The sequence below is a fragment of the Microvirga guangxiensis genome, from assembly GCF_900102135.1.
GTDB lineage: Bacteria > Pseudomonadota > Alphaproteobacteria > Rhizobiales > Beijerinckiaceae > Microvirga > Microvirga guangxiensis.
Genome location: NZ_FMVJ01000010.1, coordinates 51,038 through 73,850 on the forward strand (window position 1 = coordinate 51,038; position 22,813 = coordinate 73,850).

A 22,813-nucleotide genomic window follows, 5' to 3' on the forward strand; every position below is an offset into this window, starting at 1 on the left:
GGGAGTGGGCGAGACCGGGGAAACTGGAGCGATAGCTTCGGCTGATCGCGCGGCTTAGATGGCTCCGCCCACTCCTTCTGATCCCATCATGAGGCGGCTGCATCGCCGACCTCGGAGAGAAGCAAGAGCTCCGCAGGACCATTCATCTGCAGCCGAAGGAAGCACGCATAAGGGAGTTGACCTATGAGCCCCGAATAGAGAACAAGTTTCCCTGCGAGATGTCCTTAAGGATCTGCTTCTCCAGCGAGAGGTCGGCGACGAGCCGGCGCAAGCGAGCGTTCTCCCGCTCCAAATCCTTCAGGCGCCTAGCCTGTTCGATTTGCAGACCGCCGTACTCTTTACGCCAGCGGAAGTAACTCTGCTCCGAGATGGCGGCGTCCTTGCAGGCGAGCGCGATGCTCTTGCCCTGGGCGAGCTGCACCTCGATCTGCCGCAACTTGGCGATGATCTGCTCCGAACTGAACCTCTTCTTCGGCATCTTGAGCTCCTTGGTTCCAGGTCAATCCTCTCAATCAACCTGGTCCAATTCCACCCAGTCAGGTCACTACCGCATCGGCGTCGCGGTCGGCTGTCGTCGGGGACGAACGAGACGGTCTTTGGCTTGATCTACGGGGCCGCGAAGTGGGATGCGATCAATGTCCGGCTCGGCGCTCTCTATGCCCATCATAATGTGGACGTGAACCGCACGATCACCGTCCCGGGATTTGGCGACCGCGTGGGTTCGTCCTATGACGGCTTGAGCCTGATGGCCTTCGGCGAGGTGGGCTACGCATTTGATCTCGGCGGACTGACCTTGGAGCCGTTTATTGGTGCCTCGGTCATGCGCCTGCGCCTGGACGGGTTCCAGGAAGAAGGTGGTGCGGCGGTCCTGACCGGATACGGGCTCACCTACGATCTCGGCACGACCACTCTCGGCCTGCGCACCGAGGCGAAGCTCGGCCTCGATCTCCCGCTGACCGTGCATGGCATGGTCGGATGGCGGCATGCCTTTGGCAACGTGAACCCCTCGGCCCTGTTTGCCTTCTCTGGCGGAGCCTCGGCCTTCAGCGCTGCAGGCATTCCCATCGACCGTGACGCCTTTGTGGCTGAGGCGGGCCTCGACTGGCAGATCGGTCAGAATATGACGCTTGGCGTGCCTTATGCCAGTCAGATCGGCAAGCGGGCTCAGGAGCATGCGGTGAAAGGCAGCTTTACCTGGCACTTTGAGACCCGGTGAGAACAGTCAGGCCGATGTGCGAATGGTGTGAGCTGCCAATGTCAGGGGAGTATTCAATTCTCACGCGGGCCGATCGTGGCGAAACTAAGTTTCCATTTTTGACGGGGTTGGTGTAAGCGTTACGGATTAATCTGGCCCATACATGTAAACCGGTCACAGGCCTTCGCTCGTCTCAGAAACTGCTAAGCTTGCTGACTAAGCCGTTTTTTCTTGGATACCCTGATCAATGATACGCAAGCGACCGAAATTCCTCGGCACCGGCATAAGGACTGCGCTCTTGCGAAGCGTTGGCCTGCCAGAGAGTGAACGCGTCCCCGCAGCCATGACTCTGTCACTGCTCGTGGCCTGCGTCGTTGTTCTCACGGTCAGCGCCACTCTTGGCGCATTCGTCTACACATATCGGGCTCAGCAAGACCTTTTGGCTCTCCGGACGGAGAGCCGTGACGTCCGAATCGTCCAGTTGGCCCTGCTCGACATCGAGAGTAGTGCACGAGGCTATGCCCTGTCCTCGCGGCCCGATTATCTCCAGCCCTATAGCGTTGGCTCGCAAGCTCTCGATGACAACCGGGCGACGTTGGGAAAGCTCGACCGGTTCGTGGCCGAGCTGTCCGGCAGTGCCCTTGGCACCCAGACCGTGTCTTCTCTCATCGCCCATCTCCGGTCCGAGCTTTCCAAGATGACCAGTGCGGCGCAACCCGGAAGCACCACTGGCGCCGAGCAGTTCGCCTACCTGGACAGTACCAAAGCAACTATGGACACGCTGCGCCAGATCCTGGGCCAGTTCCTGGCGGCCAAGGCAGGCGAGGCCACCCGGGCCGAGGACAATGTCGCTGCGCTACAGAGGCTTCTTCTGGCGCTTCAGAGCATCAGTGGAGTTGCGATCCTGACGGCGTTGTTCCTGGCCTTTCGCGGTTTGGTCAGCCAATCGCGAGCGCGGGCGACTGCCATGGGTGAAGCGGTCCAGAACCGGGATCAGATCGGACATCTGCTCTCGATGGCCGACATGTTGCAGAGTGCCATGGGGTACGAGGACGCCAATGCGGTGCTGCGGGCGACTGCCGGACGGTTGCTGTCCGGTTTTGGCGGCGCACTCTACATCTTCAACAACTCGCGTGACCGGCTCGACCTCTCCACCGCGTGGAATGGCGATGGGGTTGATGCGTCCCATCCTCAAGTCATCCCGCCATCGCAGTGTTGGGCGCTCAAGCGGGGCAAGCCCCACATCAATCGTGGAACCTTTGGGGCGCTGCGCTGCAGCCATTCACTGGAGGGGCAGAGCGCACTTGAAATCCCAATGCTGGCGCGCGGCGAGGTTTATGGCCTCCTGCAGATCTTCAGCGACGACCCGACCGGCGCAGGCTTGGAAACCATCAAGCCGCTGGCGATCGCCCTGGCGGACAGCATGTCGTTGGCTTTGTCGAGCATTGCGCTGCGGGAGCGTCTCCGCAACCAAGCCCTGCGCGATCCTCTTACCGGGCTCTACAACCGCCGCTTCATGGAGGAGGTGCTCGAGAGCTTCGCGCTCCAGGCCGAGAGGCGGAACGCGCCGATGTCGGCGATCATGATCGACCTCGACCATTTTAAGAAGTTGAATGATCAGCACGGTCATGCCGTTGGCGATGCCGTGTTGCGTGATGTCGCCGCTGCCATTGTGTCCGCGCTGCGCAAGAGCGATATTGCATGCCGCTACGGCGGCGAGGAGTTGATCGTCCTGTTGCCGGACAGCGATCTTGTCGCCGCGCGCACAAAGGCGGAGGAAATCCGTAAACGCATCGCGGATGTCTCGCCGGTCGAGGGAGTCGTGGTGAGCGCGTCCCTTGGTGTGGCCTCGATCCCGCAGACCTCGGCTAGTCCTGCGGATCTCTTAACGATGGCGGATGCAGCTCTCTACAAGGCCAAGCAGGAGGGACGGAATCGGGTCGAGGCGGCGCCCGCACGGATGGCGCTCGTCAAACCGTAAGGCCCCTGGTCGGGAACGCCGACGGCTTGCTTCGACAACTGAGCCTGTTGGGTCGTTGAGGCTCGTTTTTTCGATGTGCGTGATCGCTGCGCCATTCACGCTCACATGGCGGTGTACCAATGAGCATTCAGGGCATCAGCCTACAAGGCTAGCAGCTCGTCACTCGCACTGGCAGCTGCCGATTCAGGCGCGATCCAAAAGTAGCCCGAGCGTCCGCAACTGATCTTAAACAGGGCGGACTTTTAGATGTTTGATCCCAGGGTTTGATGGTGCGATATTATCCTCAGGATGGAGGGACGCGCTATGGGCCAAGTTCTCCATGGGAGCGCCACAACGACAGAGGCAATCCGTCGAGCAAGACACAATAGTCAAGCGAGCCTGAGAGCCCTGGCCGAGCGCCATGGCATCACCCCCAAGACCGTCACCAAATGGAGGAAGCGGGACACCACTGCAGATCGCCTTCCGCCGGCATACTCTCCTGCCGCTGGACGACTGCCTCTACGCTCTGCAAGCCACGATCCCGCACCTGACGCGCTCATCGCTCCATCGCTGTCTGCAGCGCCATGGCATCAGCCGCCTGCCCGAGGTGACCGGCGACAAGCCGGCCAAGAAGAAGTTCAAGAACTATCCCCTCGGCTATTTCCACATCGACATTGCCGAAGTGCGCACTGAGGAGGGAAGGCTCTATCTGCTGGTTGCGATTGACCGCACCAGCAAGTTTGCCTTTGTGGAGCTGCACGAGAAGGTGACGACCGGAATCGACGGCGACTTCCTGCGCGCGCTGATCAAGGCGGTGCCGTACAAGGTGCACACGGTCCTGACCGACCATGGCATTCACTTCACCACCCCCAGCAACACGGCATCAGCAGTCCCGCTGATCCAGAAAGCGATGAAACGCGGCGAGCTCTTCCGGGCTCATGCCTTGGAGTATGCCTGTGCCCAGAACGATGTGGACCATCGCGTGACCAAGCCGAGGCATCCCTGGACCAATGGTCAGGTGGAGCGGATGAACCGCACCCTCAAGGATGCGACGGTCAAGCGCTACTACTACGACAGCCATGACCAACTCCGGCAGCATCTGACTGACTTTGTGAGCGCCTACAACTTCGCCCGAAGGCTCAAGACCCTGAAAGGCCTCATCCCCCTACGAGTTCATCTACAAAACCTGGCTCAAGGAGCCCAAACGTTTCAAACTTGATCCAGTCGATCAAGTTCCGAGACTGAAAATCTAGCTTGGCCAGATCAGGTCCTTGGGATGGTCGAGTAGGCGCGCGGCGGTTGGGCTCGTCATTGATCCGGTAGATCACGCGGCAGTTTGTTGACACGGCATCCTTGCGTAGCCCTGCCGAGCGGCACAGCTAGGCCCGACGCAGTTCCTTGAGCAGGAAGTTCGGCTCCGGCCAGTGCAGTCAGCACCGGGGCATCGCAGCGAACAGCAGGTGGTTTTAGTCGTTGATCGCAAGCGTGATCGGCGGGAGATCAGACGGCACGTTCATGAAGACTCTTTTTTAGGAACGCCAAGCCTGCAACGCGCCGAGACATTAGGTAGGATGGGGCAACATGATCGCTGGCACGTGCCCAATTGCATGGGCAAGGGCTCTGATAATATCTTGGGGGTATTGATAATTCCGAGGATCCGGCGCAGAGCGGGTCGGGTTCCAGGGCGACTGGCGTTCTTTCGGACAGACAGAATGAGCCCGAAGGCAAAGTTATTTCACGAGCCTAGTCATTTCGTTAGATTGCCCACCTGCACAGAACGACAAGTCCTCGATTCCGTTCCCGCACGGCAGATGGAGAGCAGACGGCGGCCGCTTTTAGACGAGTTGTCTGGTGTGGACGAGGTGGCAAGTGGCGTCTGAGATCAGTCGCCTCTGCACCGTGCATGCTCTTCCTAACAAGCATGACCGGCCAATATATCTGGACCGGGAGCGGGATGGTATTGTGGATGGCACGATGATGAGATCGCTGTTGCCTGTGATGGTGTTGGGAGCCTTGCTGATGAGCACGTTTTCGGGGTTTGGTTCGAGTGGAACCCCTTCGCCCCTCGACCGCCAACTCATCGCCGCCGCAGAGCAGGGAGATCCCGACGGCGTCAGGCGCGCCCTGGGGAAAGGGGCGAGCATCGACGCGCGTGACAGCCGACAGCGAACGGCCCTCATGGCAGCTGTCCAGAGCAATCACGTTGCCGCGGCGAAAGCCCTGATCGAGGCGGGCGCCGATGTGAATGCGAAGGACGAGATCAACGACAGCCCCTACCTGCTCGCCGGTGCAAGGGGCTATCTCGAAATCCTCAACCTGACGCTGGCTCATGGCGCCGATCTCAAGAGCACGAACCGCTATGGCGGCACGGCGCTCATTCCCGCCGCCGAGCGCGGGCACGTGGAGACGGTGCGCACCCTGATCGCTGCTGGCGTGGATGTCGATCACGTGAACAAGCTGGGCTGGACCGCATTGCTCGAGGCCATCATTCTCGGGGATGGTGGGCGCAGACATGTGGAAATTGTACGGCTGCTGCTCGATGCAGGAGCGAGCGCCGACCTTGCCGACCGCGACGGAGTCACACCCCTGCAGCATGCGCGCCGGCGTGGCTACCATGAGATCGAACAACTCCTGACCGCGGCTGGCGCACGCTGAACTGAGAGACGAGGAGAAACGACATGTCCCCAGCCGAGCGCTTCCTCTGTGAAGCCATTGATCTGGCGCGCGAGAACGTGCGCAAGGGCGGCCGCCCCTTCGGTGCGGTCCTCGTCAAGGACGGCGCCGTCATTGCCACGGGTGTCAATGAGATCCACACCACGCAAGACCCGACCACTCATGCCGAACTCCAGGCGATCCGCGCGGCGAGCCGGGCGCTCGGCAGCCCGCGCCTCGATGGCTGTGTGGTCTACGCGAGCGGTCATCCCTGTCCAATGTGCCTGTCGGCCATGCATCTCACGGGCATTCGCGAAGTGAACTACGCCTACTCCAATGATGACGGCGAGCCGTACGGCCTGTCGACGGCGGCCATTTATGCGGAACTGGCAAAGCCGCTGGCGGAGCAGTCGCTCAAAATCGCCCATGTGCCCGTCCGCCTTGAGGAGGGGGATATCTACGAGATGTGGCGCGACGCCACCTCGGTCCCGCCCGACGGGTCCGATTCCGGCAGGTCCGCGTAGACAATCCCATCAGCGGTCGAACGGGCTGCGGATGTCATCGACGCCGGCCCGATGTTGCCAGGTCCCAGGATGTGGAACACCGCACGGCCGGAGGCGAGCAGGTAATCGGCGATGATCCGGCGGTGGCAGCGCCACCACACCGACTCGGCGGCCTCTGTCGCAATCTCTGACAGCGAACTGAAAGACCCCGGTATATTCCGTCGCCGCTTATGCAGCTGTCGCTCGAACTGCCCCGCGAGCGACAGCTGCTGACTACAGGCGTATTTCGCCCCTTTCTCGTCATTTGCACCATCTCGATGCCGCCCAGCACACCGCGAGCGCTATTCATGAATTTGAAACTCATCATCAGATGGAGCCACCGCTTGATTGCACGATGATCCTGCTCGATACGGTTATTGAGGTAGGCGATTTGCCGGATTTTGATTGGCTTGAGACGGCGTCTTGATCGATCCTGTAACCGGATCTCTGCATCACTCAACAAGATCGCCTCTCTGTTGGTCTGACTGCCGTCGATCACAATCCGCTCGGGTCGGCCATGACGCGTGAGCGCCTCGCGCAGGAACCGTTTGGCCGCTGCCAGATTGCGCCGGTCGTTGAACCAGAATTCAACCGTGTCGCCGTTGCTGCCGATAGCGCGGTACAAATACATCCACCGTCCGCGGACCTTGAGATAGGTCTCGTCGACGTGCCACCTCTCGGTGACCGCTCTCTTACGCCGATCGAACTACTCAAGCAGTTCAGGCGACTAGCGCACGATCCCTGTGAATGGTCGCATGATCAACCGAGATCCTGCGCTCGGCCATCATCTCCTCGAGGTTACGTAAACTGAGGCTATAGGTGAGATACCACCGCAAGCACAGCAGGATCACGGATCGATCGAAATGACGGACTTTGAACATCTTTCACCTCCGAAGCCTGCCGGAGGCATAGGCCAAACTGAGTTACTAATGGGTTTGCGACAGTACCGTCCCCAATACAGGATGGCGTCGACTCGAATCGTTGAACACGCAGAGGCCGACACTGCCGCTATTTCTTAGACATGATGACATTCTGCCAGTGGTGGTGGAGAACTTCCACATCGCCATCGGTTAGGAGGTGCATCGCTCCGTGCAACTGCTCGTCGGTCCAGTTCCACCACTTCATCTCGAGCAATTTGGTGATGAGAGACTCGTCAAAGCGACGTCGGATCGGCTTGGCCGGATTGCCCCCAACGATGGCATAAGGTTCCACATCTCGCGCCACCAGAGCACGGGTGCCGATCACTGCACCGTCCCCAACCGTCACGCTTGGCATGATGATCGCCTCGGACCCAATCCAGACGTCGTTGCCGATCACCGTGTCGCCTGTGGCTTGAAATCCATTTTTCGCTCCTGCGAAGGCTGGGACTTCCGGCATCCAGAAGAATGGAAAAGTGCTAATCCAATCGGTTCGATGGCCTTGGTTGCCTGCCATTATGAACGCGGCTCCCGACCCAATGGAGCAGAAGCTGCCGATGACGAGTTTATCGACACCTTCGCCTGAGGAAAGAAAGCGAGCACAATCGTCAAAGTTGTGACCATGATAATAGCCTGAGTAGTAACTGTAGCGACCGACGATGATGTTCGGGTTCGTGACCTGTTGGTCGAGCGTGATGCCCTTGAATGGGCTTTCGAAGAAGTTCGTCATAGAGAGACCATTGCATGTGCGCCGCATGGGCGGCGACTGCCTGCTAGCAAGAACGCGAGCGGATGCCTGAGAGGGTATTGAGATGCTCGCATCCAAGCCTCTCGCATCAGGTATGCGGACGCACGAGGCAGGTGATACTCAAGGCTTTTGCCATTTCGGGAATATGCCGCATCATTGGCGCCTAGACAATTGTTGGAATCCAAAGAGCAGAGTTTCCAATTAGACGTGCGCCATCCAGTCATGACGATGCCCATTTGAGAGCGCGCAACCGCTCAGAATTGGAAAGCTGCCCCTTGACCCATTAGAGAACAGCATCGGCCCGGAACAAACTCTGACCTCCTGTCGACTTGGGATGTTAATGCCAGATGCTTGCCTATCCGAACACGTGTGCATAGATTCTCTACGTCCGGCTAGCGGGCGATCCGCTTTTCCGTATCAGCTCATAGAATTTACACAGAACTACGATTAAAGCGGAGCAAGTCCCAATGGAGGCGTCTTCAGATCATGAAGATAATCTGAAACGCGACCGCGGGATTCGCAACTTTGTAACAGCAGAAGACGTGGCTCGGCTTGCAGGTGTCTCCCGCTCGGCCGTGTCGCGCACGTTCACGCCGGGAGCCAGTGTCTCTGCAGATGTGAGGCTTCGGGTCCAGGAAGCTGCCAAAACCTTAGGATACAGGGTCAACCGCCTCGCCCGAAGCCTGATTAGTGATCAGTCCAACCTCGTCGGCGTCGTCGGCGCGAACCTGTCCTTGCCCTTCATGGCCCGCCAGCTCGACGAGTTGAGCCGTGCGCTTCTCAGGCGCGGCATGCAGTGCCTGCTCCTGAACGCCGCCGAGGCGGAACAGGGGATCACACCGCTGATCGAACTCATCCTGGAGTTCCGCGTGCGGGCTATCGTCGTGATGTCCGGCTCGCCCCCCTCATCCATCATCGACGATTGTGTGGCTAACGGTGTTCGGGTGATCCTGGTCAACCGGCAGGCTGATGATGCTGAAACGGACACAATCATCAGCGACGATCTTGGTGGCGCCCGCCTTGCAGCCGGTCGGCTGCTTCAGGCCGGGTGTCGACGTATCGGCGTGGTTGGCAGCGGAGCCCGTACGCCAACCCAGCTTCGTCGACGGGTCGCCTTTGCGGAATGCATTGAAGAGGCCGGGATCGAACCCGTCGTCTGGGCTTCGGGCGAGACAACCTACGAGACTGGCATAGAGGCAGCTGAAGGACTGCTCGCCTCCCATGATCTTGATGGCGTATTCTGCGTCACTGACCTACTGGCCCTTGGGTTTCTCGATGGTGCCCGCAGGATGGGTCGGCGTGTTCCTGATGACCTCTCCGTCATCGGCTTTGACGATATCCCGCAATCCGCATGGGTTCCTTATCACCTGACCACTGTCAGGCAATCGATGAGCGATCTCACCGAAGCCGTGCTGACGGCCATTGAGCGGGAGATGCATGGGAAGGACATGGACCTTGTCCATGAGGTCCTCCCAGTCGAGCTTGTCGAACGAGCGACCGTTCGCCCCACCGCCTGATCGATTAGCGACTTTCTTTCCAAGAATACCTCTTGCAACCCTTGCACACGTGTGCAAACTTCATCGTTATTCATCCTCAACCCTCAAGCGGACCATTCTTCGCAACAGGGATGGCTGAATAGCGCGAGCTGACTGCCCTCCAAGCATACCGGATGAGAGCACCGAATAATCAGCCGCCTACGGGAAACGTTATCGAGCCGTCTCAGGCTTTGGGAAGGACACGAGGGAATGACAGGTTCGGCGGCACCAGCACAAACACCATCGAACATACCTTCCACACGCGCCATCCTGGGACGCCTACGGCATTTCTTCACCCAGCCAGAACGCCTCCTTGGTATTGTGCTTGCTCTAGTGCTGGGAGCGCTGGTTCTCGTGCCGTTGTTCGAGTTGGTCCGGGAAACTCTCACCGTACAGCCCTATGATCGCGCTTATCTGCCCAAGGCTCAGCCAGGAGAGTTCACGCTCTTCCACTACGAGCGCGTGTTCGCCGGCCGCCTTTCCTGGGCGTTGTTCTACAAACCCTTCTTCAATTCGCTGGTCACAGCATTTGCCGCCACCGCAATCTGTCTTGCCTTCGGCGCGGGTCTCGCTTGGCTGATCGTGCGCACGAACATTCCGTTCCGGAGTTTTCTCCATACGCTGGTAATGATCCCCTACATGCTCCCGTCGTGGGTGATGGCGCTGGCCTGGATCACGTTCTTCAAGAACGACCGCATTGGCGGAGCGTCGGGCGCTTTCGCTTACTTCTTCGGCGTGCAGCCGCCGGACTGGATCGCCTACGGCCCTATCCCAATCATCATCTGTCTGTCACTGCATTACTATGTTTACTCCTATCTCTCTGTGTCGAGCTCAATCACGAGCGTCGACAGCCAAATGGAGGAAGCAGGAGCGATGGCGGGTCTCTCACGTCTGAAGCAGTTCCTGTGGATCACCGCGCCGCTGCTGCTCCCAGCCATTGGCTCCGCAGTGGTGATGACCTTCATTCGGGTGGTCGGATCGTTTGGCACGCCTGCCGTGCTCGGCATGCCGGTCCGCTATTTCGTGCTGCCAACACAGATTTACGCGGCTATGGGGACGCGCAATGCAGGCGATGGCTTCCTGCTCGCACTGGTGCTCGTGGTTCTCGCCTGCCTGTTCATCTTCATCAACCAACGTCTTATCGGCGTCCGCAAGAGCTTCGTAACCCTCTCTGGCAAAGGCTTCCGCAACAAGGAAATCGACCTCGGACGCTGGCGTTGGCCGCTCTTCATTCTTGTCATTCTGCTTATGATAGCAGCGGTCGCATTTCCACTTGTGCTCTTGGTCCTGCAATCGCTGATCAAGACAGCGGGCAATTACAGCCTCAGCAACCTGACCCTGCACTATTGGATCGGCGGGGGAGGTGAGGGCGTCGACCAGCTGCAGTCTGCCCTGATAGACAATGGTAACATCATCGACGCCACCTGGAACAGCCTCAAACTGGCATTCCTCACCGCCATGATGACTGGCATCTTCGGATTCCTCATCGGCTATGTGGTCGTCAGGACTCGCGGCTCTCTCACCTCGCGCACCCTAGAACTGGTGGCCTTCCTGCCGTACATCTTCCCGGCCCTGGCCTTCGGCGCGATCTATATCGGCATGTTCGCCCGCCCGTTCGGACCGGTCCCGGCACTGTACGGCACCTTCGCGCTGCTGGTCCTGATTTGCTCGGTTAAGACGCTGCCCTTCACGTCGCGCACCGGGATTGCGGCGCTCCTGCAGATTGACAAGTCGCTGGAGGAGGCGGCCCGCGTCCAGGGCATCGGCTGGTTCCGCCGAATGGTGCGGATCATCGTACCAATTGCTGCTGGGGGGCTTCTCTCCGGCATGCTGCTTAGCTTCATCAGCATCATGCGCGAGCTGTCGCTGATCATCCTGCTAGTCACGCCGTCCACCAACGTGCTCGCCGGTGTCATCTATAACTACCAGAACCAGGACATGCCTCAACTCGTCGGCGTCGCCACCGTGCTGCTCGTCGCCATCGTGATTACGGTCAACCTGGTCGTCCGTGCCTTGTCGACAAAAGCGAGGATTGGAGCAGCCTGACCGCTTCGTCCGGACCGCTCGACACGAAGAGAAACGAAGGAGGAAGCCCATCATGACACCGACATTCAGAAACGCCAAAACCTGGCTTGCGGCCGGAGCCCTGACCTTTGCCCTGACGACGCCGGCCCTGGCGCAGCAGGCTGATCCCAAGTGGGATGCATGGCTGCAGAAGAGCCAGCTCGGCCCCTACCAGAAAAACGAGAACTGGGACGAGGTCATCACTAACGCAAAGAAGGAGGGCGAAGTCGTCGTCTACTCCTCCACTGGCACGATGCTGAAGGTAGCTGAGGATTTCGCGAAGCTCTATCCCGAAATCAAAGTAAAGGCCTATGATCTTGGCTCTGAAAAGACCATTGAGAAGGTGGTGCGCGAGCACCAGGCCGGCGTCTATGCAGCCGACGTGGTCTACTCGGGCGGCACCGAGCAGATGGTATTCGATCTCCTGCCGAACCACCGCATCGTCAACTACGTGCCCTCCTATCTGACCGACAGGATCCCCGCCGAACACCGCGAGCCGCTGCTGACGCATGTGATCGAAGCCTACGGCATCTTCTATAACTCGGAGACCTACCCGCAGCCGCCGATCAAGACCATCTGGGAGCTCACGGAGCCGCAATGGAAGGGCCGCTTCTCGATGAAGTCGCCGGCCGGTTCACTCACCACGCTGATGACGCTTGCCGCCATCGTCGAGCATTCCGATGAGATGCAGAAGGCTTATGAGGAGCATTACGGCAAGAAGCTCGAACTCTCGCCTGGCGTCGAAAACGCGGGCTACGAGTTTCTGCACCGGCTGATCGGCAACGACATCGTCATCTCCGATAACAGTTCGAAGATCGCGACGGCGGTCGGTCTTCGCGGGCAAGCAAAGCCCCCGATGGCGTTCTCGGTCATCCACTATCTGACCAAGAACCAGACCGACAATTACGCAAACGCGATTCCCTACGATCTGAAGCCCGCGGCGCTGTACTCGTATCCCACCTATGTCGCGGTCGCCGGACAGGCGCCGCATCCGAATGCCGCGAAGCTCTTCGTGGCGTTCCTGATGGGCAGCAAGGAGCTCAATGCCAATTCGGAGCTCAAGCCTCCGTTCAGGTCCGGGAAATCGCTGGAGCTCCTGCAGGGCATGGCCGCCTTCTATCAGGTCGGCACCTTCTCGCCGCGCACGGACGTTCCGCCGCCGCCCCACAGCGAGATGTGGCCCAAGGCCCGCAAGCTCACGGCGTCGCCTGAATTCGTGAAGGACAATATCGCGAAGATCAGCGACTTCTGGATGGCCGAGACGAGCCGATAACCTAACCTGAATGGCTTCCGCACGAGAGAGTGCCCATGTCTGAAATCACCCTCAGAAACATCACCAAGTCGTACGGAAGCCATCTGGCTCTTCCGAGCCTCGACCTCGACATCCCGAAAGGCAGCTTCGTGACCTTGCTCGGGCCGTCGGGCTGCGGCAAGACCACGACCTTGCGCGTCATCGCTGGCCTCGAGCAGGCGACAACCGGCGAGGTCGTGCTCGGCGGCAAGACGGTCTACTCCAGCCGGAACGGCGTCTTCGTCCCGCCCGAGCGCCGTGGCCTTGGCTTCATCTTCCAGAGCTACGCCCTGTGGCCGAACATGAAGGTCGACCGGAACATCACACTGGCGCTCTCGGAGGCGAAACAACCGGCGCATGTGATCAAGGAACGACTTGCCGAGGCGCTCGCAAAGGTCCAGCTGACCGGGCTGGCGGACCGTTATCCGTCCGAGCTGTCGGGAGGCCAGCAGCAGCGGGTGGCCGTGGCCCGCCTGATCGCGGCCCGCAACTCGATCCTGTTGATGGACGAGCCGTTGTCGAACCTCGACGCGAAGCTCCGGACGGAGATGCGCACCGAGCTCAAGCGTCTGCATCGAGAGTTGCAGGCGACCACCGTATACGTCACGCACGATCAGGTCGAGGCGTTGACTATGTCCGATGTCATCGTGGTGATGAGGGACGGCGTCATTCAGCAACAGGGCTCGCCCTACGAGATCTATCACGACCCTGCCAACCTCTTCGTCGCCGAGTTCATTGGCGATCCCAGGATCAATCTCCTTGACGGAATGCTGGAGACTGTTGAGGGCGAGCGGATCGTGCGTTTCGAGGATGCCGCCATTCCGCTTCCGACAAGCCTGCAAGGCGCAAACGGCCCGGTGACATTCGCGATCAGGCCGGAGAATATCGCAATCGTCGAGCGGCAGGGTCCGTTCAGCCTTCAGGCTGAGGTCGACATCGTCCAGCCCACCGGATCACAGACGATCATCTCGCTGACGGTCAAAGGGCATCGAGTCACGGCGCTCATCCCACGTTTCGAGACCTCTCTGCCGCGGAACAACATCTGGATCGAGTTCCCCGCTGACCAGCTCACCTTCTTCGATAAGGGCAGCGGGAACCGTATCCCATTAAAGCAGTCAGTCGTCGGAGCGTCCCAGGCGGCATGAGAGCCACCTCCAACGGAAGCTCGGTTGGAAGCACAAGAAGAATGCTGCGGTTCACCAACAGGCGGGTCGCAATAGCATGCACATGAAAGCAGGATCTGACTAACGATGGCGACACCATTCAACTTCCCACGCCCCCCTATGAGCCTCATCGTTGAGGATCTTCCACCGTTCGGGGTGAAGCTGTTCGTCGGCGATGCCAATGCGGCGTCGGACAGAGCCCTGCTTGAAAGCAGCGACATCGCCATCGTGGTGAACTGCGCCGTCAACCTCGATATCGACTACACGGCGGGCATCGGAGCCTCCGACGTCGCGTCGCCGCACGGACCTGTTCGGAACTACAAGCTGGGTCTCATCGACGACGCGGGCAATCCGGACACAATGCTGCTCGCCGGCTATTATCTGCTCGACGGAGCCCTGCACCAGCAGCTGCCCGACCGTTACACCTATCCGCATCGCCGCCGCGGTAATGTCCTGCTGCACTGCCGCGGAGGGCGTAGCCGATCCGTGATCCTCGCGGCTTTGTATATCCACATCCAGATACCCGACCGTTTCCCCACCCTCGAATCGGCGATCGATCATCTGCGCGTCACGCGTGAGCTTCACCCGGACGAATGGATGGAGACACCGAAGCCGATGCTGATCAAGGCCGCTCGTCATGCAGCTGAGTGGATCCGGCGTATCGAGCATGAGAAGCATCCGGCGCCACAGCCCGTTTCCTCCAGCCAGTAAGCAGGACAAACTTTCATGCCTCTCCCGAACACAGCCAGAACCACGGTTCCTCCCTCTTTGTCCGCAGCAGATAAATCCAACCTCCGCCTGTCCGTAGCATGCGCAGTTGCTCGCGAGGCTGGAGCCCTGGCCCGACGCCGGTTCAACGGACGGCCTGGCACAGCCGGCATCAACCTCAAAGGACACCAGGACTATCTTTCAGCCGTAGACGCCGAGGTGGAGGGTCTAGTGCGTGGACGGTTGCTGGAGAGCTTCCCGGAGGATTCCTTTTTCGGTGAAGAGGGTGGGGGATCGTTCGACAACAATGTCTGGGTGGTGGATCCGATTGACGGAACTGCGAACTTCGTGCGCGGGATCTCGCAATTCTGCATCTCCATCGCCTATGTTCGTGACGGGCAGACCCAAATCGGGATCATTTATGACCCGATGCACGATGAACTGTTCGCAGCGGAGCGCGGCAGAGGTGCGACCCTGAACGGTGAGCCGATTCAGGTCAGCGGACTGGGTGACATGCAGTCCGCCACCATCGAAGCCGGCTGGTCGACCCGGCTCCCGCTTAGCCAATACGTTGATCTTGTCGGCCGCATCCTGGCGGATGGAGCAGGGGTCCGTCGCGGAGGATCAGGCGCACTGGCGCTAGCCTATGTTGCGGCCGGCCGGATTGACGGTTATTGCGAGTTGCACATGAACTCATGGGATGCCCTCGCCGGGATGCTGCTGATCGAGGAGGCGGGAGGCTGGGTCAATGATTTCCTCGCCAAATCGGGATTGCGGAACGGCAACATAGTGCTCGGCTGCACTACGGGTCTAATGAGTCCTCTCGTCCGCGCGATGGAAATAGCCTGAGGCTCACCAGTGTCCTATCCTGAAATGGGGGCGCTGCACCTTGTTGTGGCAAGGAGAAGTTGCGCTACCCGGAATCTTTGAAAGTGGTTCTGTATGCTGTTCTCGACCGATGATGCCGAAGCTGTGAATCAGCTTCTCCGCGAAGCAGCGCGATTCGAGATAATGCCCCGCTTTCGGAACCTCTCGACCCACGAAGTTCGGCAGAAGTCATCACCTATGGATCTCGTGACGGATGCCGATGAGGCAGCCGAGCGGGTGATCGCCGCTGGACTGCGGCGAATGTTTCCGTACGCCGTCATCATTGGGGAAGAGGCCACGGAGCGTGATCCGTCGCTGCTGAACAAGCTGGCGGACGCGGACCTTGCCTTTCTGATCGATCCGGTGGACGGCACCAAGAATTTCGCTTCGGGTCTCCCGCTATTCGGGGTGATGGTGGCGGCCGTCATGCGAGGAGAGATCATTGCCGGTTGGATCCACGACCCGATCGGGGACGATACCGCGATCGCCGTTCGCGGGGAGGGAGCATGGATTCAGCGGTCCAGCAGCAACGTTGACCTTCGTGTCGCGCATCCGGTTCCACTCCGTGACATGTCAGGATGTGCGTCCTGGCATCATATGCCGGAGCCCATACGGTCGACCGTGGCGACGAATCTAACGGGCTTCGGGGCCGTCGCATGTTACCGCTGCGCGGCCCACGAGTACCGACTGGCAGCTGCGGGGCATTGCCATTTCCTCGTCCACGCGAAGCTGATGCCTTGGGACCATGCGGCAGGCTGGCTACTCCACCGGGAAGCAGGCGGCTACTCCGCACGGTTTGACGGATCGCCCTATCGCCCGGCTCTCCACGACGGGGGCATCATTTGTGCCCCCGACGAGGAAGGCTGGCGGATGATTTATGAGCGCCTCTTCAGAGACTCTTCGGGGCTTCGAAACACGCAATCCTAAGATAGGTTATCCAACTAAGCCGCATAATCTATAGACCTGCATGCAGCTCTCAGTAACAATTCTCGGGCACCGTTGCATTAACCTCGGCCGTTTAGCGAGGAGCGGTTCATCAAGGATCCGCTCCCGTGTCTCTGTTCAAGCGCCGTCGCTTCCCGGTTGAGATCATCCTGCTGTGCGTGCGCTGGTACTGCAAGTATGGGATCAGCTATCGCGACCTGGCCGAAATGATGTCTGAGAGCGGTGTCGCCGTTGATCCATCCACGATCTTCCGTTGAGTTCAACGCTATGCCCCAGAGATGGAGAAGCGAGTGCGACCCTACCAGGGACACCGTTCAGGCTCCTGGAGGGTGGACGAGACCTACGTCCGCGTAGGAGGCACGTGGAAGTACTTGTTTCGAGCGGTTGATAAACACGCCCGGTTGATCAGCTTCGTGCTGTCCGATCGCCAAAATTCCAATGCTTCTCATCGCTTCCTGCGTAAAGCCATAAACGCGATGAGCGGTTATCCGCCATCATCTATCACGGCGGATAAGCTGGCATCGTATCCCAAGGCAATCCTGCGCCCGCAGAACGAAGGTCACTTGGGGCATCACGTGAAGCATCGGACATCGAAATACCTCAATGACATCACTGACGCGGATCATGTTGCGCTCAAGCGCGTGATCCGGCCGACGCATGGCTTCCAGACGATGAAACCCGCTGCCGCGACCCTGAAGGGCTTTGAGATTATGCGCATGATCCGCCGCATCCAGCGAGAGCGTCAAGCAACAGGCGATATCCGTCTGACCAATCAGCTCCTCGGTATTGCTGGCTGAGCGGCCCCTTAAATTGGGCCAGTGATGCCGTTTTCAAGTTACTGCAACTGTGCCGATGGGTATTGCACCCGCACATGTTCAAATCTCCGTTTCAACGCAAGTGGGGGAAATTTGCACCTCCCCACGACGGCAAGGTCAAGCGCCAATCTTCATGGAAAGGAGGAACGCGGGCGATTGGAAGCATCGGGAACGGATCCGTCGCAAACTTTTCGTTTCAGAGTTTCAACTACTGAGGCTGCGGTCACAGTAGCGGAGGCAGCAGTGTTTAAGGGCAGGCATTTTGATCGGTCGGTAATTCTGCTGTGTGTCCGCTGGTATCTCGCCTACAATCTCAGCCTCCGGAATTTAGAAGAGATGATGGCCGAGCGGGGTATCGTGGTGGACCACGCTACGGTCGGCCGCTGGGTGGTCCATTACTCACCCGAGCTTCTCGAGCGATTCAATCGACACAAGCGACCCGTCAGCCGTAAGTGGCATGTCGATGAAACGTATATCAAAGTGCGTGGGCGGTGGATGTATCTCTATCGAGCTATCGACAGCAATGGTGACACGGTCGAATTCTGGTTCAGTGAAAAGCGCAATCTGACAGCCGCCAAGCGGTTCCTGAGCAACGCGCTCAAGCGGCACGGACGGCCAGAGAGGATCGTCATCGACGGAAGCCAGACTAATCGAGAGGCTATCCTGTCATGCGATACAACAGACCGGCTCCAAGACAGAAGGCGGCGTGATCTGAAGCCCATTCGTATCCGCCAAAGCGCCTACCTGAACAATCGGATCGAGCAGGATCATCGGGCCATTAAGAAACGAGTGCGGCCGATGCTTGGGTTTCAGACCATTGACAGCGCGCGTGCGATCCTGGGAGGCATCGAAATGATCCACATGATGCGTAAACGGCAGGCGAAATATGCCCGCAATCTGCACCCCTCGCTCGCGGAGCAGTTTGAGATCCTGGTCGCCTGAGCGTTGTATCCAGTCCGGCCAATATCTTGGCACTCAGCAAAATTTGCGACGGATCCCCTTTCCGAACCCTGCGCACGGAATTGAGAATCCTCTGGAGGCCCAAGATTCGCGTGACGGTCGCTTCCATCGTACAAGTCGCCCGCCACTGTACTAAATCGGATGCACTCGTCGATGCACGCTTATGAGGCCATCGTTCGTCCCGGAGACACCGCTTGCCTTCCCGACCTCGCCAAATGCGACTTCTCCTTCGAGGTCACGGTCGAGCGTTCCGAGCCATTCGAGGGCGGGCAGACCATCCCGGTCGCCCCGCCATACCGTAAGACTTACGACTTCAGCACAAAAGAATTGGCCGGCTACATTGAAGATCCCAACAGAGGGCTTTTCGTGGCGCAGGTGAACGGAAGCTCGATTGGCTATATTGCCCTGTCTCAGGGCTGGAATAACTATGCGATCATTGAGGACTTCGCAGTGGATGTCTCCTATCGCGGGATGGGCATTGCTCGCCGCTTGATGGATATAGCTGTCCAATGGGCGCGAGAAGCTGCCATGGCAGGCATCCGCCTTGAAACTCAATCTAACAATGTTGCCGCTTGCCGCTTCTACGGGCGGTATGGGTTCGTGCTCGGCGGCTATGACCGCTATCTGTATCAGGCAATGCGTCCCGGCACCCGAGAGGTTGCCTTGTTCTGGTACCTGCCGTTCGCGCGGCAATCCTCATCGCCAGTCCCATGAAAGCCTCGTACCACGGCATCCTGTCATGAAGACAACTGCAGCAGTTCACTTCCGCAAAAATCATGACGCACTGTATGCTGGTTCATATTACATAATTGGCTGCGGACGTTTCCGGATCAGGTCACGGAAATCTGGTGGCGTTTCCTATCGAATGCCGCATCGATACGATGCTCCCTCTAAGATGAGCGCATGTTTGAACGCGGAAAACCGGGTCGACTTGTCACCTGCGTGACCCTTCGGGACGCTGGCGCGGCCCTCTGGGTCCGCACAATGCGTCAGGAGGTCTGCGGCAGGGCGCTCGCCTCATATTGCGCCGCGAACTCGGGCGCTGGCGGGATCGGCTTGATGATGTCGATCAGCACGCCGTTCGGGTCCTTTGTGATGAAGTGTCGTTGCCCGAAAGGCTCGTCCCGCAGAGGGATCAGGATCGGCAGCCCGGCCGCCTGGGCTTCAGCGTAAAGGGAATCCGGGTCCTCGACCTCGAAGTTGAGGATCATTCCGGAGGTGGGCCTGCGGGCCTCGGCCGGGATCGAATCATGCACACTGTCGAGGATGGCGAGATTGACTCTCTCCTCGTGAACGGACTGCAGGTGCACGTACCATTCGCTTGTAAACAGCGGCCGGAAGCCGAAATGCCGCTCGTAGAAGGCGGTCGTCCCGGCGACATCGCGGGTCATGACCACTGGATAGTAGCTCGTGATCTTCATCTCTGTTCAACCTTCACATTATGACATACAATCTGTATGTTTTTGACGATTAACATACAGGCTGTTTGCATGCAACAGAGGCGAAGCAATTTGGAACGTACGGAGGCGACGCGAACGGCTCTCCTGCAAGCCGCCCGCGCTCTCTTTGTAGAGAAAGGCTATGCGGAGACATCTACGCCTGAGATTGTTGCGGCAGCCCGGGTGACGCGTGGGGCGCTCTACCACCACTTCACCGACAAGCGCGATCTCTTCCTCGCGGTGCTGGAGCGGGAGGCGCAGGCGGTTGCCGGCGAAACCGAAGCCTCAGGATCTCCAGACCTCCCCCCACGGGACGCACTGCTCCACGGGAGCCTGGCCTACCTTAACGCTATGTCCGTTCCCGGCCGCACTCGCCTACTCCTCATTGAGGGCCCGGCCGTGCTTGGCCCGAGGCAGGCCGCAGCCATCGACGAAGCGCATCCGGCCCGCACTCTGCGCGAGGGTTTGGAAGCGGTCGCGGGATCGTTGCGGGACCCGTTCCCGATCGCAGCCATGACCGCTCTGCTGTCGGCAGCCTTCGACCGCGCGGCGCTCGCCATTGCGGAGGGAGCCGATCCTGTCGCCTTCGAGACCGCTATGATCCGCCTTGTGGAGAGGGTCACGGCCTCCGGATGAGCCCAGTCACGAAACTATAGAGCGCCGCATATGAAAGGGAGGATCCGGTTTTCCGCGCCCAGCGATACCCTCTTTCCAAAAGAAGGAACTGGATCAATCCCCAGCGTGTGAATCCGTTTTTGGATCCGTGGCTCAAAGAAAATTGCATCCAGCAGATAAACGCTTTGCTGCACGAGGCTTTGCTGCACGAGATGGTCTCCCGTGGATCGAACCGGTTTCCGCCCGAGCTCATTATTCCTGCTCCCACAGGTCCAGTTTGCTCTCCTCCTCCGAAGCCGATCTTCGACTTCACCACTTCGGCTGTGACTCTACTGCGGCATTGACAGACTTAACTGTTCTGTGTTCACTTTTTGTTCCGCTGAGGGGGAAGATGAGGGGAGCACGTATGCGGAGACGTTCTGGGGCCTGGTCGGAACCGCTCGTGCGGCTCAATGATGAGGAGGGCCGCCGCCATCTCGTCAGAGTTGGCCATATCAATGCGCTATCCGGCACGGATCTGCTTCAGAACGAAACATTTGTGAAGCTCGGCTCCCAAATCGTCCGTGTACCGGAGCCGCTCGACGCGGTTCTGGAGCGAGTGCTGGGGGAAGAAGACTGATCGGCACCTCTGTCAACACGGTCTCGAAGAAGAATTACGGGCAAGAGAAGCGCTACAGAGGGCGAGGTATCGCTCAAAGCAGGATCACAGCCCACAGAGGATCAAACCATGGATGCCTCCACGCGTCTCGAAGCACACGCGATCATTGATTGCCTCGTGGCCGATGGCCAGACCTTCTCCCGAGAAAAGGCACGCCGTCTGATTGAGCTAGTTCCAATCACGCGCCACCGTCGCTTGTCGTACATCGGAGCCTTTAAGAGCCGTGGATCGAGTTTCAGAGCGCACGCTGCCAGCGTCGGTGACGTCAACCTACAAGGAGAGCCCTACGAGAAGAAGGTCACGCTCAACGTCCCGCCCTCTCACAAGATCGGTGGGTACGTAGTGACACATACGCCGGGGCACATTGCCATTGAGCTGATGTGGAGCAATACGCAGTCAGACCACACAGGACAGGCCTGCGCCATGACATACGATGCACGAACGAGAGAGCCGGAGGCGATGTCCATTGCGGTGCAAAAGACACTGACCGTGCTTTTCATCAGACTCGCATACGTCTCCTTCGTCCCTTGGAAGACGCTGGACTCCTCAAGAATGTGAGTGAGGTGAAGGTACCATCACCGACCTAGGGCTCGGCGCGCTCTCAAGTGATCAGAACACACTCTCGCATATTCAGCAGAATAGAGATGGGGCATCGCTCGCCTCCCGGGCTATGTCCTTACCAACGCACAGCCCACCCACAATGATGCGAGCTCAAATTAAGAGCGCTTTAGTAAGGTGCAAGCATAAAGGCGTTTTCCGGTAACGGCCCTTGGTGGAAGATCGAATCATTGATCGGACCGGTAACCCGTCTCGCTCAGTATCCATTTCCGAAAAGCGAGGACACGCGGGTCCTCACTATTGCTCTCCGGGTAAACCAGATGATAGGCGTACTCCGGAGCCACGCTGACGCCAATGTCGAACACCCTCACCAGCCGTCCATCGGTAAGATCATTCGCGATCATGTCCAAGTCAGCCAGACCGACTCCGCCACCTTCGATGACCGCTTGAACGACATGGCTCGAATCGGGGAAGCCAACGCACTTACCATCGTCGAAGTCGTTGACGCCGGCCGCAGCCATCCACATGCTCCAGTTGGGCCAGACCATACGGTCGGTCTTCCAGTCTACGTGAAAGAGCGTGTGGTGAAGCAGATCCCGCGGTTCTTCCAGTCTGGCACCGCTTTCGATCAGCTTCGGGCTGCAGACTGGAGCGATCACCGTGTCGAACAAACGGTCCGATCGCGCCTGGTCATAATTCCCAGTGCCAAACCGGATAGCAACATCGACATCGTCGAAACCAAAGTCCCTTATCTCGTCGGTAATGTCGAATGTCATTTCAAGGGTCGGGTTCTCGGCACGGAAGCGCGTGAGTCTGGGCAGGAGCCAGTTCGTCGCAAACCGTGCACTGGTCGAGATGCGCAGATGCGCTGAGTTCCGGGCCGTTCTGTTGGCGCGGCTGACGCCGCGTTGGAGCGTTTCCAGGGCATCGGCGACAGCCTCGAACAACACGGTGCCGCTCGGTGTGAGCCGGATGTTACGGCTTGTGCGCATAAACAACACGATGCCGAGTTGGTCCTCGATTTCCTTAATCTGATGGCTCACCGCCGCCGGCGTCAACCCAACCTCAGCGGCCGCACGCGTGAAGTTCAGGTGCCGCCCCGCAGCCTCAAAAGTCCTGAGGGCTCGTGTCCCGGGCAGAATGCGGCTCATCGATCTTCAAACCCCATTTGATGGACCGTC

General features: G+C 59.1%; 19 protein-coding genes and 4 pseudogenes. 18 read left to right on the top strand and 5 right to left on the bottom strand.

Going from position 1 to position 22,813, the window contains the following annotated elements; translation table 11 throughout:
• Window positions 1-202 precede the first annotated feature (202 nt).
• A pseudogene (locus tag BLP10_RS16635) lies at window positions 203-478 on the bottom strand (transposase); the annotation flags it as partial.
• Window positions 479-568: 90 nt separating this feature from the next.
• Between BLP10_RS16635 and BLP10_RS16640 the strand changes: the two are divergent.
• The 5 genes and pseudogenes from BLP10_RS16640 to BLP10_RS16660 all read left to right on the top strand — a co-directional run bounded on the left by BLP10_RS16640 (window position 569) and on the right by BLP10_RS16660 (window position 6,331).
• Window positions 569-1,216, top strand: coding sequence for an autotransporter outer membrane beta-barrel domain-containing protein (locus BLP10_RS16640; protein WP_280141115.1), 648 nt, complete (start codon window positions 569-571; stop codon window positions 1,214-1,216).
• Window positions 1,217-1,676: 460 nt separating this feature from the next.
• Entirely contained in the window at window positions 1,677-3,176 is a 1,500-nt protein-coding gene (locus tag BLP10_RS16645) for a diguanylate cyclase (RefSeq protein WP_175493945.1), read from the top strand.
• A gap of 303 nt (window positions 3,177-3,479) precedes the next feature.
• Window positions 3,480-4,408: pseudogene (locus BLP10_RS16650) on the top strand (integrase core domain-containing protein).
• Between the two features lie 766 nt (window positions 4,409-5,174).
• Window positions 5,175-5,810: an ankyrin repeat domain-containing protein gene (locus BLP10_RS16655; protein ID WP_244510618.1), complete on the top strand. Its 636-nt coding sequence runs from the start codon at window positions 5,175-5,177 to the stop codon at window positions 5,808-5,810.
• A 23-nt stretch (window positions 5,811-5,833) separates the two neighbouring features.
• On the top strand, window positions 5,834-6,331 hold the full coding sequence (locus BLP10_RS16660) for a nucleoside deaminase (RefSeq protein ID WP_091137080.1): 498 nt from the start codon (window positions 5,834-5,836) through the stop codon (window positions 6,329-6,331).
• Window positions 6,332-6,552: 221 nt separating this feature from the next.
• On the opposite strand, the pseudogene BLP10_RS16670 reads toward BLP10_RS16660, so the two are convergent.
• A pseudogene (locus BLP10_RS16670) lies at window positions 6,553-7,230 on the bottom strand (IS6 family transposase); the annotation flags it as partial.
• Between the two features lie 127 nt (window positions 7,231-7,357).
• Window positions 7,358-7,996 carry a type B chloramphenicol O-acetyltransferase gene (gene catB / locus BLP10_RS16675; RefSeq protein WP_091137082.1) on the bottom strand — a complete coding sequence of 213 codons (639 nt, stop codon included), beginning with the start codon at window positions 7,994-7,996 and terminating at the stop codon, window positions 7,358-7,360.
• A gap of 485 nt (window positions 7,997-8,481) precedes the next feature.
• On the opposite strand from catB, the gene BLP10_RS16680 reads away from it, so the two are divergent.
• The 10 genes and pseudogenes from BLP10_RS16680 (at window position 8,482) to BLP10_RS16725 (ending at window position 19,076) form a co-directional block, all read left to right on the top strand.
• Window positions 8,482-9,531 carry a LacI family DNA-binding transcriptional regulator gene (locus BLP10_RS16680; protein WP_175493946.1) on the top strand — a complete coding sequence of 350 codons (1,050 nt, stop codon included), beginning with the start codon at window positions 8,482-8,484 and terminating at the stop codon, window positions 9,529-9,531.
• Window positions 9,532-9,759: 228 nt separating this feature from the next.
• Window positions 9,760-11,595, top strand: coding sequence for an ABC transporter permease (locus BLP10_RS16685; RefSeq protein ID WP_091137087.1), 1,836 nt, complete (start codon window positions 9,760-9,762; stop codon window positions 11,593-11,595).
• Between the two features lie 52 nt (window positions 11,596-11,647).
• Window positions 11,648-12,886 carry an ABC transporter substrate-binding protein gene (locus BLP10_RS16690; protein ID WP_091137090.1) on the top strand — a complete coding sequence of 413 codons (1,239 nt, stop codon included), beginning with the start codon at window positions 11,648-11,650 and terminating at the stop codon, window positions 12,884-12,886.
• Window positions 12,887-12,921: 35 nt separating this feature from the next.
• Window positions 12,922-14,049, top strand: a complete 1,128-nt coding sequence (locus BLP10_RS16695) for an ABC transporter ATP-binding protein (RefSeq protein WP_091137093.1) — start codon at window positions 12,922-12,924, stop codon at window positions 14,047-14,049.
• A gap of 105 nt (window positions 14,050-14,154) precedes the next feature.
• Window positions 14,155-14,778 (top strand): protein-tyrosine phosphatase family protein, encoded by a 624-nt coding sequence (locus BLP10_RS16700; protein WP_091137095.1) that lies wholly within the window; start codon window positions 14,155-14,157, stop codon window positions 14,776-14,778.
• A 15-nt stretch (window positions 14,779-14,793) separates the two neighbouring features.
• Window positions 14,794-15,624 carry an inositol monophosphatase family protein gene (locus tag BLP10_RS16705; protein ID WP_091137098.1) on the top strand — a complete coding sequence of 277 codons (831 nt, stop codon included), beginning with the start codon at window positions 14,794-14,796 and terminating at the stop codon, window positions 15,622-15,624.
• A 93-nt stretch (window positions 15,625-15,717) separates the two neighbouring features.
• Window positions 15,718-16,569 (top strand): inositol monophosphatase family protein, encoded by an 852-nt coding sequence (locus tag BLP10_RS16710; protein ID WP_091137101.1) that lies wholly within the window; start codon window positions 15,718-15,720, stop codon window positions 16,567-16,569.
• Between the two features lie 125 nt (window positions 16,570-16,694).
• A pseudogene (locus BLP10_RS16715) lies at window positions 16,695-17,384 on the top strand (IS6 family transposase).
• Window positions 17,385-17,645: 261 nt separating this feature from the next.
• Window positions 17,646-18,344, top strand: a complete 699-nt coding sequence (locus BLP10_RS16720; protein ID WP_091137103.1) for an IS6 family transposase — start codon at window positions 17,646-17,648, stop codon at window positions 18,342-18,344.
• Window positions 18,345-18,515: 171 nt separating this feature from the next.
• Entirely contained in the window at window positions 18,516-19,076 is a 561-nt protein-coding gene (locus BLP10_RS16725) for a GNAT family N-acetyltransferase (protein ID WP_091137105.1), read from the top strand.
• A 275-nt stretch (window positions 19,077-19,351) separates the two neighbouring features.
• On the opposite strand, the gene BLP10_RS16730 is transcribed toward BLP10_RS16725, so the two are convergent.
• Window positions 19,352-19,783, bottom strand: coding sequence for a VOC family protein (locus BLP10_RS16730; RefSeq protein ID WP_091137108.1), 432 nt, complete (start codon window positions 19,781-19,783; stop codon window positions 19,352-19,354).
• A 69-nt stretch (window positions 19,784-19,852) separates the two neighbouring features.
• Here BLP10_RS16730 and BLP10_RS16735 point away from each other — a divergent pair, with 69 nt between their 5' ends.
• The 3 genes from BLP10_RS16735 (at window position 19,853) to BLP10_RS16745 (ending at window position 21,632) form a co-directional block, all read left to right on the top strand.
• Complete coding sequence (locus BLP10_RS16735) at window positions 19,853-20,437, top strand: TetR/AcrR family transcriptional regulator (protein WP_091137279.1); 585 nt, start codon at window positions 19,853-19,855, stop codon at window positions 20,435-20,437.
• A gap of 385 nt (window positions 20,438-20,822) precedes the next feature.
• Window positions 20,823-21,035 (top strand): hypothetical protein, encoded by a 213-nt coding sequence (locus BLP10_RS16740; RefSeq protein WP_091137110.1) that lies wholly within the window; start codon window positions 20,823-20,825, stop codon window positions 21,033-21,035.
• Between the two features lie 108 nt (window positions 21,036-21,143).
• Entirely contained in the window at window positions 21,144-21,632 is a 489-nt protein-coding gene (locus tag BLP10_RS16745; protein ID WP_091137112.1) for a hypothetical protein, read from the top strand.
• Window positions 21,633-21,859: 227 nt separating this feature from the next.
• Here the strand turns inward: BLP10_RS16745 and gcvA are convergent, their stop codons facing one another.
• Complete coding sequence (gene gcvA / locus BLP10_RS16750; protein ID WP_091137115.1) at window positions 21,860-22,783, bottom strand: transcriptional regulator GcvA; 924 nt, start codon at window positions 22,781-22,783, stop codon at window positions 21,860-21,862.
• Window positions 22,784-22,813: the final 30 nt, after the last annotated feature.

Excerpts from the sequence above, each read along its gene's own strand:
- BLP10_RS16655 (WP_244510618.1), top strand. The coding sequence starts at position 5,175 with ATGAGCACGTTTTCGGGGTTTGGTTCGAGTGGAACCCCTTCGCCCCTC.
- BLP10_RS16660 (WP_091137080.1), top strand. The coding sequence starts at position 5,834 with ATGTCCCCAGCCGAGCGCTTCCTCTGTGAAGCCATTGATCTGGCGCGC.
- catB (WP_091137082.1), bottom strand. The coding sequence starts at position 7,996 with ATGACGAACTTCTTCGAAAGCCCATTCAAGGGCATCACGCTCGACCAA.
- BLP10_RS16680 (WP_175493946.1), top strand. The coding sequence starts at position 8,482 with ATGGAGGCGTCTTCAGATCATGAAGATAATCTGAAACGCGACCGCGGG.
- BLP10_RS16685 (WP_091137087.1), top strand. The coding sequence starts at position 9,760 with ATGACAGGTTCGGCGGCACCAGCACAAACACCATCGAACATACCTTCC.
- BLP10_RS16690 (WP_091137090.1), top strand. The coding sequence starts at position 11,648 with ATGACACCGACATTCAGAAACGCCAAAACCTGGCTTGCGGCCGGAGCC.
- BLP10_RS16695 (WP_091137093.1), top strand. The coding sequence starts at position 12,922 with ATGTCTGAAATCACCCTCAGAAACATCACCAAGTCGTACGGAAGCCAT.
- BLP10_RS16700 (WP_091137095.1), top strand. The coding sequence starts at position 14,155 with ATGGCGACACCATTCAACTTCCCACGCCCCCCTATGAGCCTCATCGTT.
- BLP10_RS16705 (WP_091137098.1), top strand. The coding sequence starts at position 14,794 with ATGCCTCTCCCGAACACAGCCAGAACCACGGTTCCTCCCTCTTTGTCC.
- BLP10_RS16710 (WP_091137101.1), top strand. The coding sequence starts at position 15,718 with ATGCTGTTCTCGACCGATGATGCCGAAGCTGTGAATCAGCTTCTCCGC.
- BLP10_RS16725 (WP_091137105.1), top strand. The coding sequence starts at position 18,516 with ATGCACGCTTATGAGGCCATCGTTCGTCCCGGAGACACCGCTTGCCTT.
- BLP10_RS16730 (WP_091137108.1), bottom strand. The coding sequence starts at position 19,783 with ATGAAGATCACGAGCTACTATCCAGTGGTCATGACCCGCGATGTCGCC.
- BLP10_RS16735 (WP_091137279.1), top strand. The coding sequence starts at position 19,853 with ATGCAACAGAGGCGAAGCAATTTGGAACGTACGGAGGCGACGCGAACG.
- BLP10_RS16740 (WP_091137110.1), top strand. The coding sequence starts at position 20,823 with ATGCGGAGACGTTCTGGGGCCTGGTCGGAACCGCTCGTGCGGCTCAAT.
- BLP10_RS16745 (WP_091137112.1), top strand. The coding sequence starts at position 21,144 with ATGGATGCCTCCACGCGTCTCGAAGCACACGCGATCATTGATTGCCTC.
- gcvA (WP_091137115.1), bottom strand. The coding sequence starts at position 22,783 with ATGAGCCGCATTCTGCCCGGGACACGAGCCCTCAGGACTTTTGAGGCT.